Raw genomic sequence first — 237 nt, forward strand, 5'->3', positions numbered from 1 at the left:
GTCGACTCGCTGCTGAACTTCGAGACGGTGAAGTATTTCGGCGCGGAAGAGCGCGAGGCGCGCCGGTACGAGCGTGCCGTCGACGCCTATGCCAAGGCCGCTACGAAGTCCGAAAACTCGCTGGCGTGGCTTAATATCGGTCAGGCGCTCATCACCAACCTGATGCTAGGCGGCGGCATGGCCTATGTCGCCTGGGGCTGGAGCCGGGGCGCGTTCTCGGCCGGCGACGTGGTGTTC

Annotated in this window: 1 protein-coding gene; it reads left to right on the forward strand. The window is 65.0% G+C overall.

The features are described from left to right. Positions 1-237, forward strand: a 237-nt coding sequence (locus tag AC0IYH_RS33880; protein ID WP_471838852.1) for an ABC transporter transmembrane domain-containing protein, incomplete at both ends; no start/stop codon positions are given.

The organism is Pseudomonas sp. AC463, from assembly GCF_979253585.1.